Below are 12,193 nucleotides of genomic sequence, written 5' to 3' on the forward strand. Positions count from 1 at the left end.
CTCATCATGCGCGGCTAGGTTTTGTTGCTTCTTCAACAGTTTAAATATTAAGAACTAAGTAGAAATTAATTAAAACCCGCGCTAACAATCGCGGGTTTTTTTATGTCCGCAGTTAATAGTGAAAATTTTACCGTAGACATCAGATTTTAAAGGACAAAAAACATGAGCAGCCCACAAGTTAACAATGACCAAGTCATTATTTTTGACACCACTTTACGTGATGGTGAGCAAGCATTAAATGCTAGCTTATCGGTACATGAGAAATTACAAATTGCCTTAGCTATCGAACGTTTAGGTGTCGATATTATGGAAGTGGGCTTTCCCGTTTCATCCCCTGGTGATTTTGAATCGGTGCAGCAAATTGCCCGTGTGATAAAAAATGCTCGCGTTTGTGGTTTAGCGCGCGCCGTTGAAGCCGATATTGATGCCTGTGCTGAAGCATTAAAAGTTGCCGATCAATTTCGTATCCATACCTTTATTTCCACCTCTGATGTCCATGTAAAACAAAAGTTGCGCAAAGAGTTCGCTGATGTTGAAGCCATGGCGGTACATGCGATTAAACATGCCAGAAAGTATACCGATGATGTCGAGTTTTCTTGTGAAGATGCTGGTCGTACACCTATTGATAATTTATGCCGCATGGTAGAAAGTGCCATCAAGGCAGGTGCGACCACAATAAATATTCCCGATACCGTTGGTTATACCCTACCTTTTGAATTCCAAGGCATTATCACTGACTTATTTAATCGGGTACCCAATATTGATCAAGCGATAATTTCTGTACATTGCCATAACGATCTAGGTTTAGCCGTTGCTAACTCAATGGCAGCGGTGCAAGCCGGTGCTAGACAAATCGAATGTACCATTAATGGTATTGGCGAGCGTGCCGGTAACTGCTCTTTAGAAGAAGTGGCGATGATCATGAAAACTCGCCAAGCTTTACTAGGTGTACACACCAATATTAATCATCAAGAAATTGCCCGCGTATCTAAATTAGTCAGTACAGTATGTAATATGCCGGTGCAATTAAATAAAGCTATTGTTGGCGGTAATGCTTTTAGCCATTCCTCAGGTATTCATCAAGATGGCATGTTAAAAGCCAGTAATACCTACGAGATCATGACACCAGAAAGTGTCGGCATTGCTAAAACTAAATTGAACCTTACCTCTCGCAGCGGTCGTCATGTCATTAAACACCGCATGGCAAGCTTAGGTTACCAAGAGTCTGATTATGATATTGAGGAACTTTACCGTGACTTTATCACGCTAGCGGATAAAAAAGGCCAAGTATTTGACGATGACTTAGAAGCCTTAGTCTTTAAGTTGCAGCAAAAAGATTTACAAGACTTTTACCACTTAGATACCATTAATGTGCAATGTGGTGACGGAGAATTTGCTACTGCCAGCATTAAACTTACCTCTGGCAGCAAGGAAGAAGGCGATGGCGGTAACAGCAAAGTACACTCAGCAACAGGTAATGGACCAGTTGATGCGCTTTATCAAGCCATTAAACAAAGTGTTGATATCGAATTTGAAGTCAGCGATTACAAAATATCAAACAAGGGCTCAGGTGAAGACGGCTTAGGCCAAGCCGATTTAGTCATTATTTGGCAAGGTAGAAATTTCCATGGCTACGGTTTAGAAACTGATGTTATTCAAGCCTCGGGACAAGCATTGATTCATGCACTAAACAGTATCCACCGAGCGATGACCATTGCCGAGTTAAAATCGGCAAAATAAACATTAAATAAGCGCGATTAAAATCCCGCCTACCGGTGAACACCTATGTAGGCGGGAATTTATTCGCGCTAAAACAAAATTACAATTTAAAAGGTTATAAACATGTCCAACATAGCAATTTTAGCCGGTGATGGTATCGGCCCAGAAGTCATGATTGAAGCTAAAAAAGTACTAGCGGCTGTGGCAAGTAAGTTTGATTTTGAAATCCAAACTAAAGATTATGATATTGGTGGTGCCGCCATAGATAATCACGGTAATGCTCTACCAGACTCAACCATGGCAGGTTGTGAAGCGAGCGATGCTATATTATTCGGCAGTGTTGGCGGCCCTAAATGGGCAAACTTGCCACCAACTGAGCAACCTGAACGTTGTGCTTTATTAGGTTTACGTGGTCATTTCGATTTATTTTGTAATATGCGCCCAGCAACCTTACAGCCGTCACTATCATCGCTTTCAACATTACGCGCTGATATATCTTCGCAAGGTTTTGACATATTAGTTATTCGTGAACTAACCGGCGATATTTACTTTGCCGAGCCAAAAGGTCGTCGAGGCGAAGGTGAAGAAGAAACCGGTTTTGATTCTATGTTTTATTCACGCCGTGAAGTAAAACGCATTGCTCACCTTGCTTTTCAAGCAGCACAAAAGCGCAACAATAAAGTAACGTCCGTTGATAAAGCCAACGTATTAGCGACCAGTCAATTATGGCGCCAAGTGGTTGAAGAGGTTGCCGTAGATTATCCAGAAGTAGAGCTAGAGCACCTTTACGTTGATAACGCGGCCATGCAACTGGTACGTGATCCTAAGCAATTTGATGTCTTGCTCTGCCCTAATCTATTTGGTGATATTTTATCGGATATTTGCGCCATGATCACCGGCTCTATGGGTTTGTTACCCTCAGCCAGCTTAAATAGCGACGGTTTTGGTATGTATGAACCTGCAGGCGGCAGTGCTCCTGATATTGCCGGTCTAGGCGTAGCAAACCCAATTGCCCAAATTCTCTCTGCGGCTTTAATGCTGCGTTATAGCTTAAATCAAGAGGCAGCAGCAAAAGCGATTGAAGAGGCAGTATCGAGTGCCCTAGATAATGGCATATTAACCGCTGACTTATTATCTAGCGCTGACAAAGCCAAGGCAAAATCCACCCGTGAAGTGGGTGATTATATCTGCCAACAAATTATTTCCCAGAAAAAAGAGAGCGCATAAAATGACCACAACTAATCCACAAACCATGTATGAAAAATTATGGCAAAACCATTTAGTTGAAGACGCTAAAGGGCAAACACCCTTATTATATGTTGACCGTCATTTAATTCATGAGGTGACCTCACCACAAGCTTTTGCCAGTTTACGCTTTCATAATCGCCCGGTACGTCATCCTGAACGTACCATTGCCACTATGGATCATAATATTTCAACACGCTCCATTAAAATTGATGCGGCTGGTGAAGGCGCAGCCAACCAATTACGCGCGTTAGCAATAAACTGTAAAGATTTTGGTATCGAGCTGTTTGATATGGGTCACAAAAATCAGGGTATCGCCCACGTTATTGGGCCTGAGTTAGGGTTGACCTTACCAGGTACTATTATCGTTTGTGGTGATTCACATACCGCTACCCATGGAGCTTTTGGTGCCCTTGCTTTTGGTATTGGTACCTCAGAAGTAGAGCATGTTTTTGCTACGCAGACCTTACGTCAAAACAAAGCCAAAACCATGAAAATTGAAGTCAAAGGCCAGGTAGGCTCAGGCATTAGCGCTAAAGATATTATCTTAGCGATTATCGGAAAAACCGGTAGTGCTGGCGCAACAGGTTATGTGGTTGAATACTGTGGTGAAGCTATCGAAGCGCTAAGTATGGAAGAGCGTATGACGGTTTGTAATATGAGCATCGAATTTGGCGCTAAAGCCGGTTTAATTGCTCCGGATCAAACCACTTTTGATTATGTAGAAGGTAAAGAATACGCGCCAAAAGGTGAGGTATTTAGCCAAGCGGTTGCCGATTGGAAAAAGTTAAAGTCAGATGATGATGCAATATTTGATGCGGTATTAACCCTTGCCGCCAAAGACATTAAAGCGCAAGTGACTTGGGGTACCAATCCAGGGCAAGTGATCAGTGTTGACGGCACTGTGCCTTCGCCGGACGATTTCAGCGATCCAACTGAAAAAGAGTCTTGCATCAAGGCGCTTAAGTATATGGACTTAACCCCTGGCACCAAGATGACTGATATTCAAGTAAATAAAGTCTTTATCGGCTCTTGTACTAACTCACGTATTGAAGATTTACGCGCCGCCGCCGGTGTTGTTCAGCAATATCAAGGTCAACAAGTGATAGAGGGCGTTGACGCCATTATAGTTCCTGGCTCTTACCGCGTGAAAGAACAAGCAGAAAGTGAAGGTTTAGACAAAATATTCACTGATGCCGGCTTTGAATGGCGCTTACCGGGTTGTTCTATGTGTTTAGGCATGAATGATGATGTGTTAGAGGAAGGAGATCGTTGTGCTTCAACCAGTAACCGAAACTTTGAAGGCCGTCAAGGGCGTGGTAGCAGGACTCATTTAGTTAGTCCTGAAATGGCCGCTGCGGCAGCAATCACCGGCCACTTTGTTGATCTAAATAGCTAGTAGTTCTGAGTAATAGTTAATAGTTAATAGTTAATAGTTAATAGTTAATAGTCATCTTCGAAGTATCTGATCGAAGATCCAGTTGTTTACGATAATAACTATGGATTCCCGATTAAAATAACACGGGAATGACACTCAATATTTGGCGGTTTGCTATCGATAGTAAGCTCTGCCTCAAAGAGGAACAGAAAATGGAAAAGTTTAATACACACACTGGCTTGGTTGTGCCATTAGATATCGCCAATGTCGATACCGATCAAATCATCCCTAAGCAATTTTTACAAAAAACTGAACGTATAGGTTTTGGTGTACACTTATTTCACGATAGTCGCTACCTTGATCATGCTGGTACCCAGGTAAATCCTGACTTTATCCTTAACAAGGCTGAATATAAAGGCAGCAGTATTTTATTAGCCCGTAAAAACTTTGGCTGTGGTTCAAGTCGAGAACATGCACCTTGGGCGCTACAGGAATTTGGTTTTAAAGTAATTATCGCGCCAAGCTTTGCTGATATTTTTTACGGCAACTGTATCAACGTTGGCCTTTTACCGATTATATTAAAAGAAGCAGAAATTGAGCAGCTATTTAAACTGTCTGCTGATACTCAGCTAACCTTAAAAGTAGACTTGCCAAATAATGTTATTACTTGCGGTGAACTTTCGTTTACGTTCAGCTTAAATGAATTTCAACAATACAGTTTAGAAAATGGTGTCGACAGTGTCGGTTGGACTCTAGATAAACTGGATACCATCAAAGCCTTTGAAGCTAAAATGCCTGCGTGGCAATAAACTTTCTTTGTCTTACCATTTAAAACAATAAATAAAAAGCCCTGATAAGTGATAACTCATCAGGGCTTTTTCTCTGTCCGGCTAAATTACAGATAGACTTTTATACCATTTTCATTAAGTTTGTGATCTTGTTGTGCTCAGGAAAAACATTTCAGGACAAGGCGTTCGATTGAGCAATAGCTGGCTATTGGGATTGAGAGCAACGTAGTCTTGGGGTGTCTTAACCAGCACAAGTGGGCAATAACTTACTGAAATTGGTATTATATACCGCTAACAAGCTACCAGTTGGTTAACGCCGGTAAGCTAAATGTTTCACCTTGGAAAGAGAGAATCACTTGCTGTGGTAGTATTTTTTCAACCACTACGTTATCGCCAATATAGTCGCCTTCATAACGATCTTGACCATTCACCTTTACCCAGCCATTACCATCTGAGACATATATATGTTGTTCAAACGTCATGCTCGGTAAGGAATTTTTCAGGCTTTTGGGCATTTGAGCAAGCGATCTAACCGCAGACCTTGAGTTATCATTGTTGTCAGCTAACTCAAACGCATTACGCTTAGCTAATGAGCCCCTTACTGACTTATTATTAGCTAAAGGTTCCGCTTTGATTTCATCATTGGTTTCATCAAGTGCCGCCTGAAAACGTGCTAATAAATCACTAGAAACACCGGCAACTTCCCTCACTTGATAGTCTTGATATTTATTATTTACTGAGGTTTTCTCCCCGCTAACTACGAGGATTTTGTCAGTGTTGTCCTTGTCGGTAATTACCTCAGTAATTGGCTGTTCAATAGCCGCTACTTTCACGGTTTTACTTTTATCCGCAACCTTATTAGATTTCTTAGCCGTAATAACGTCGGTATTGCTTGCTGGATTGTTGGCTGAATTTTTCAGGCTAGCATAGGGCAGATCTGCGGAAGTATGTGCTACTTGTTTAGTGGTAGGCATTACCACTTGCTTTTTACTATGTTCAGCAACTACATCTGCTCGCTCAGTGCTATTTAGCTGCACTGGGCTGCTAGTTACTCGCTCCTGCGCTGTACTTACCATGACTTGGTGCAAAGGTTGCTGTGTTTGGCCCCACCAAAATCCTGCTAAAGCAAAAAAGGCAGCGACACTTACTGCCGTGGAAAACAGCAAAACCCCGTTATAATTTTTTTGTCCTGGCATAGCACTTAGGTCGTCACCCAACGCCTGCTCTGCTGCGGCAACGACAGTTTTTTTATTAACGACACTATCATTTTGGTTATAGGCCAACATCAAGGCACTATGACAGAGTAAATTAATTAACCTAGGCACACCTTGTGATAATTGATGAATTTTATTTAAGGCGCCTTTATCAAACAAAGCTCTGGCGCAATCAGCAACCGTTAATCTGTGCACAATGTACTGGTCAAGCTCTGGCTTTGTTAGCGGCATTAAATGATAGCGAGCGGTAATACGTTGCGCTAATTGACGTAAGTCTCGACGTTGTAATAATTGCTGTAATTCAGGCTGTCCGATTAAAATGACCTGTAATAATTTTTTGGTATTGGTTTCTAAATTGGTGAGCAAGCGCAATTGCTCTAGTACTTGCGGTTGTAAATGTTGGGCTTCATCAATAATCAATAAAGTATTGATATCATTTTGATGATTTTTAAGCAGCTTTTCAGCAATTTTATCGGTTAAGCTTTTTAAACTGGCATCGGTTTTTCGATAACGAATTTTAAATTCATCGCATATAGTCGCCAGTAATTCTTGACAGGATAAGGTTGGATTAAGAATAAAAGCAGCTTGGGTGTTTTGTGGTAATTGCTCCATTAAACAACGACTAATGGTGGTTTTTCCAGTACCCACTTCTCCCGTCAATAAAGCAAAACCACCGACTTCTCCTAAGCCGTAAGTTAAGTGTGCCAAGGCCTCCCTGTGCCTATCACTCATAAATAAATATTTAGGATCAGGGGAAATAGAAAAAGGTAATTCACTTAATGAGAAAAAATTGCGGTACATGGCCAACGCTGAAATAAAAAATAAAGTACAAAATTAACTGCTTGTTTGACGGATGTCAAAGAGTTAACACATTTAGAGTAAATGCTTAACATTTAATTGCAAATGGTAACGATTATCATTACTATACGATCAATTAGTTACTTACTCATAATACTTAGAAGGAAAATATGGTGTTAAAAACATCCATAACTCTATTAGCACTAGCTATAGCAGGCCAAGCACATGGTCAAGTTAACCAGATGAACCAACAGAGTCAAATTCAACCTAAAGCAAGTGCACAAGATATTGAGCGAATTATCGTTACCGGTAGCCGTATCGCAGAAAACATAGATGAAGTTCCTGCTTCGATAACCATAATCACCCAAAAACAAATAGCGCAGCAGTTAATGGTTTCTTCTGAAATTCAAAGCTTATTAGCTAACTTAGTGCCTGGCATGTCACCAAGTACGGGTACTTCCAGTAATTCAGGACAAACCCTGCGAGGCCGAGCTCCCTTAGTGATGATTGACGGCGTACCACAATCAACACCATTGCGTAATGGCGCATTAGGTATCAGAACACTCGATGCCAGTGTTATAGAGCGTATTGAAGTGATTAAAGGCGCTACCTCTATTTATGGTAATGGCGCTGCCGGCGGCATTATTAATTACATCACTAAAAAAGCCAATAGTGATAAAAAGCTTAGTGGCCATGCGAGTATTTCAACTCGCTTTAGTGCGGTAGAACTTGAAGATTCTGTTGGCCAGCGCTATGAAGCGGGTATCAATGGTGAAGTAAATAACTTCAATTATGTCTTTAATGCCAGTTATGAAGAAAATGGTTTACAACGCGATGCTGACGGCGATATTTTAGGTTTAAAATACGGCCTTTCTGATGCAGTAATGCAAAATTACTTTGCTAAGCTGGGTTATCACTTTGACGATGAAAAGTCATTGCAGTTCACTTATAACTACTACCAATCAAAGCAAGGCGTAAATTTAATCGACCAGGTTGGCAATATAAATACCGGTGAAAAAACCCAAGCCATTGCAGTACCTGTTGGCAAGTCGGTATTAGGTGAGCCGCAGGGTCCCACCAACCATAACCTCATGCTTAAATATGTCGATGATGAAATATTTGCGCAAACAGGATTGATGGTCGACCTCTACCGCCAAGAAGTAGAAAATATTTTCTTTTATTCACCAACATTAGCTAACCCTGATGCTGGTTACTCTGGCGGTCAATCATTAATAAGATCGGAAAAAAAGGGCTTAAGGCTAACCTTCAATACTCGAGTTGATTTCAGTTTAGCTAATGGTGACTCAGTTGAGACCACATTCATTTATGGTATCGATGCCCTTAATGATGTTACCTCTCAACCCATGGTAGATGGCAGGGTTTGGGTGCCTGAAATGGATATGGAAAGTCTCGCCGGATTTTTACAAACCAAGCTAATTTATAATGATGACCTTGTTATTAAATTTGGGGTCAGACAAGAAGATATTGATTTAACCGTTAATGATTATAGTACCTTGAAGTTATGTAAAAAAATTGACCAATGCTCTGTCCCCGTTAATGTCATTGGTGATACCTTAAATTATACCGCCACCACTTATAATATTGGCGTAAAATATAATGCCCTAGCACTGTTTAGCCCGTTTATCAGCTACTCTCAAGGGGCTGATATTTCGGATACTGGTCGCTTGTTACGTACCGCAACAGTCACCGATATTGCACTTATTCATACCCAATCCTCTATTATCGATAATTATGAACTTGGTTTTAGCTCCGACTTCGAACAAGTTCATTTTGAGTTTGCCACTTATTTCAGTACTTCTGAGTTTGGTACTACCAATAAGTTTAATGAAGTTACCGGTGTTTATATGCCAGTACGTGCGCCACAAGAGATCTATGGTTATGAAGCATTAATTAACTATGAAATCAATGAAGCCTGGGTGGTTAATGCCACCTACAGCTGGGTTGAAGGTAAAAATACTGCAGACGATGTTTATTTAGGGGCAAAACAAATTAGTCCGCCTAAGGCGACGGTAAATCTAAACTGGCAGCCAAGTCATACTATCAGCCTAGCGCTCAATTACTTGTATGTTGGCAATCGTAAGCGCTTTGAACCGGTTGACGGTGAATATGTTGGCGATCAAGGTCCTATTGATAGCTATCAAATAGTGAACGTAAGCGGTAACTATAACTTTGCTAGCGATTGGTCGGCTTTTATCGGCATAGAAAACTTATTTAATCAAGATTACTACCCGACAAAATCACAGGGTTATACCTACGGTGGTTACAACATTAAAGGTCTAGGAGCCACGGTTAATATTGGTGTTAATTATCAATTTTAATACCAAGTTCTCACCATGATTAAGCCATAGTAAGTAGCTCAATAACTATCATGCAAAACCTTCATTAGTGCTTTGCATGATAAAAAATCAAATAAGTAGCTCGGCCAATCTCTGCAGTTATTGCCCCCTTATGATACACTTGCATCAATGTCCTCTTCATTTTGGTGTCCCTTGTCAAGCAACAACTCTGAAAGTAAAAACCAGCCACTTAACACCTATTTAGTCGGCGGTGCGGTGCGCGATAAACTGCTTAATCGTCCGGTCAAAGACAAAGATTATTTAGTGGTTGGCAGTAGTGTTGAGCAAATGCTAAAGCTAGGTTATCAACAAGTAGGTAAAGACTTCCCGGTTTTTTTACATCCACAAACAAAAGCAGAATATGCCCTCGCCCGAACAGAGCGTAAACAAGGCCAAGGTTATACTGGTTTTAGTTGCTATTTCGCTGCAGATGTCACTATTGAGCAGGACTTACAAAGGCGCGATCTGACAGTCAATGCCATGGCAATGACTGATAACGGTGACATTATTGATCCCTATAATGGCCAAAGAGATCTTAACGACCGTATATTGCGCCATGTTAGTGACGCTTTTATTGAAGACCCTTTACGTGTGCTACGTGTGGCACGTTTTGCCGCCCGATATCACAAATACGGTTTTACCATAGCCGATGAAACCCTTACCCTGATGCAAGAAATCAGTGCCAGTGGTGAATTAAAAACCTTAACCCCTGAACGTGTTTGGCAAGAAATGCAGTTAAGCTTGGCCGATGGTGGTACTAATACTGACATTAATTCCGGTAACCCTGAAGTATTCTTTCAAGTACTTAAGCAATGCCATGCCCTAGAAGAGTTATGGCCTGAATTGGCCGCTTTATGGGGCATTCCCAACCCTGCCCTTTGGCACCCTGAAATTTGTAGTGGTTTGCATACTATGATGGTTTTGCAGCAAGCAGTGTTACTCACCGAAACGTTGACTGATAAGCAAAGTGGTTCTTTGCAAATTGCCTCTCTACATGACAAGAAAACCGCAATACGTTTTGCCGCCTTATGTCACGATTTAGGTAAAGGGCTAACGCCAGATAACTTATGGCCTAGCCATAAAGGCCATGAAAAATCAGGCTTGCCCTTAGTAGAGAAAATTTGTCTGCAACTAAAAGTGCCAACACACTACAAACAATTGGCCTTGAAAGTATGTGAATATCACTTACATTGTCATAAAGCCTTTGAGCTTAAAGCCAGCACCTTATTAAAAATGTTTAATCACTTAGATATTTGGCGTAAACCGGAAGAATTTGATTGCTTTTTAATGGCTTGTAAGGCTGACTTTCTCGGTCGTTTAGGCTTTGAAGAACGTCCTTATCCGCAAGAGCAATACTTACAAGCGGCAGTGAAAGCGGCTAGGCAAGTAAGCGCAAAAACCTTTGTCGAACAAGGCTTACAAGGCTTAGCGATAAAAGAGGCGATGGCAAAAGCCAGACTAAACGCTATTGTGGCAGTTAAAGCTGACTGTGCACATTTAAGCCCAACACCACATTAACAAGCTCCCCTCAGTAAAAATCACTACTATCAAGACCACTTAAATACAATTGTACAAAATATCAGCAACAATTTGTTGCAAGACATTTACAAACCACTACAACTACCTTAACCGCCTTTAACTATCATCTTTACCTCAAGTCCGTATCAGCTTTTGGTACAACTTAGTAAAAAATAAAGGTGGTTAACATGACAATGCAAATAGCTTCTTCTGGTAACTTAACACCAACTTACCATATTCAACCTGTTTCACCTGTCAGACATCAAGGCGAGCCTCGTGCAGATTTAAGTGATATTTTGACACCTGAGCAAAAGAATACTGTGCAACAAGGTGTCGATGACAAAATAGCGGAGCAAGTTGCCCAGGTAAAATCAAACGTTCAAACGGCTAAAGATATTGATTTGATGCAGTCCCATTACCAGCAACAGCAAAAACTGTTTGATATCTACTTACAAACCAGTACCGAGAGTAATATTGCCAGTGACTCTACTCAAGCTAATCAAAGTAGTAGTGCGGTATCAGTATTAAGCAATAGCTATGCTGATTTATATCAATTACATCAAAATGTCAAAGAGGGTGTTGGTGACTTTATTGAACATAAATCAATGCAAACATTGCCAGCACGCTCTGTTAGCAATGCAACCGAAACGGCGGTAGTAAGTGCCAGTAATCAGCCATTAGCACTGAAACAAGTCGATGCTTACCAGAGTTTAATGATGCCAAGTACTGCGTCTTATTTGCACCTAACTGCCTAGGAAGTTAATAGCTAAGCTTGAGCCAGTCCTTAAGTATTAGCCGCTTAGATTTAGACTGATACTTAGACTTAAAACACCAGGTTTAATGCTTGAGTGCTTTTAGCAAGTTTAATTCCAGCAATAAACATTGTGGTAGCCAAAGCCATAGGGTTAGCGCGACCACATAAGCAAGATTCACTTCACAAAACAGTCCCAGCAAACTTGCCACATAGATTACGGCTCGATTACCGTATAACAGGTAATGCCGTTGCTTTGCAATTGTCATAATGTTCACCATTAATATGATGCGCAAACTTAGTTAAAACAGCCAGTGTTCGAAATTATTTCTTATAAGCTTTTATCGGCCAAGGCTGATAAAAGGTAAGCCCTAATTAACCTTCGATACGCTTTTTTGTACTTATTCGTTTTTAATTCGATCTAT

At 40.9% G+C, this 12,193-nt stretch carries 9 protein-coding genes; 7 read left to right on the plus strand and 2 right to left on the minus strand.

Translation table 11 applies throughout. The features are described from left to right. The first annotated feature begins 162 nt into the window (after positions 1–162). The 4 genes from leuA to leuD all read left to right on the plus strand — a co-directional run bounded on the left by leuA (position 163) and on the right by leuD (position 5,151). Positions 163–1,740: a 2-isopropylmalate synthase gene (gene leuA / locus CMT41_RS14475; RefSeq protein ID WP_058027666.1), complete on the plus strand. Its 1,578-nt coding sequence runs from the start codon at positions 163–165 to the stop codon at positions 1,738–1,740. 102 nt (positions 1,741–1,842) lie between these two features. Continuing rightward, the gene (gene leuB / locus CMT41_RS14480; RefSeq protein ID WP_058027667.1) at positions 1,843–2,946 is read left to right on the plus strand and encodes a 3-isopropylmalate dehydrogenase; all 1,104 of its coding nucleotides are present in this window, start codon (positions 1,843–1,845) and stop codon (positions 2,944–2,946) included. 1 nt (position 2,947) lies between these two features. Further along, positions 2,948–4,363, plus strand: a complete 1,416-nt coding sequence (gene leuC / locus CMT41_RS14485) for a 3-isopropylmalate dehydratase large subunit (RefSeq protein ID WP_057182073.1) — start codon at positions 2,948–2,950, stop codon at positions 4,361–4,363. Positions 4,364–4,554: 191 nt separating this feature from the next. Further along, positions 4,555–5,151, plus strand: coding sequence for a 3-isopropylmalate dehydratase small subunit (gene leuD, locus CMT41_RS14490; RefSeq protein WP_057182075.1), 597 nt, complete (start codon positions 4,555–4,557; stop codon positions 5,149–5,151). 278 nt (positions 5,152–5,429) lie between these two features. Here leuD and CMT41_RS14495 read toward each other — a convergent pair whose 3' ends face one another. Further along, a complete protein-coding gene (locus CMT41_RS14495) occupies positions 5,430–7,145 on the minus strand; it encodes an AAA family ATPase (protein WP_058027668.1) in 1,716 nt (571 codons plus the stop codon). A 170-nt stretch (positions 7,146–7,315) separates the two neighbouring features. Here CMT41_RS14495 and CMT41_RS14500 point away from each other — a divergent pair, with 170 nt between their 5' ends. The 3 genes from CMT41_RS14500 (at position 7,316) to CMT41_RS14510 (ending at position 11,772) form a co-directional block, all read left to right on the plus strand. Beyond that, positions 7,316–9,481, plus strand: coding sequence for a TonB-dependent receptor (locus CMT41_RS14500; RefSeq protein WP_058028245.1), 2,166 nt, complete (start codon positions 7,316–7,318; stop codon positions 9,479–9,481). Positions 9,482–9,652: 171 nt separating this feature from the next. Continuing rightward, positions 9,653–11,017, plus strand: a complete 1,365-nt coding sequence (locus tag CMT41_RS14505) for a multifunctional CCA addition/repair protein (RefSeq protein WP_083494304.1) — start codon at positions 9,653–9,655, stop codon at positions 11,015–11,017. A gap of 188 nt (positions 11,018–11,205) precedes the next feature. After that, entirely contained in the window at positions 11,206–11,772 is a 567-nt protein-coding gene (locus CMT41_RS14510) for a hypothetical protein (RefSeq protein ID WP_058027670.1), read from the plus strand. 82 nt (positions 11,773–11,854) lie between these two features. Here CMT41_RS14510 and CMT41_RS18790 read toward each other — a convergent pair whose 3' ends face one another. Continuing rightward, positions 11,855–12,037 carry a hypothetical protein gene (locus tag CMT41_RS18790; protein ID WP_231733074.1) on the minus strand — a complete coding sequence of 61 codons (183 nt, stop codon included), beginning with the start codon at positions 12,035–12,037 and terminating at the stop codon, positions 11,855–11,857. Between the last annotated feature and the right edge of the window lie 156 nt (positions 12,038–12,193).

This window comes from Colwellia sp. MT41, from assembly GCF_001444365.1.
Lineage (GTDB): Bacteria > Pseudomonadota > Gammaproteobacteria > Enterobacterales > Alteromonadaceae > Colwellia > Colwellia marinimaniae.

What these genes read in the sequence shown, in the direction of transcription:
- CMT41_RS14495 (WP_058027668.1), bottom strand. Translation starts at nt 7,145, where the DNA reads ATGTACCGCAATTTTTTCTCATTAAGTGAATTACCTTTTTCTATTTCC.
- leuA (WP_058027666.1), top strand. Translation starts at nt 163, where the DNA reads ATGAGCAGCCCACAAGTTAACAATGACCAAGTCATTATTTTTGACACC.
- leuD (WP_057182075.1), top strand. Translation starts at nt 4,555, where the DNA reads ATGGAAAAGTTTAATACACACACTGGCTTGGTTGTGCCATTAGATATC.
- leuB (WP_058027667.1), top strand. Translation starts at nt 1,843, where the DNA reads ATGTCCAACATAGCAATTTTAGCCGGTGATGGTATCGGCCCAGAAGTC.
- CMT41_RS14510 (WP_058027670.1), top strand. Translation starts at nt 11,206, where the DNA reads ATGACAATGCAAATAGCTTCTTCTGGTAACTTAACACCAACTTACCAT.
- leuC (WP_057182073.1), top strand. Translation starts at nt 2,948, where the DNA reads ATGACCACAACTAATCCACAAACCATGTATGAAAAATTATGGCAAAAC.
- CMT41_RS18790 (WP_231733074.1), bottom strand. Translation starts at nt 12,037, where the DNA reads ATGACAATTGCAAAGCAACGGCATTACCTGTTATACGGTAATCGAGCC.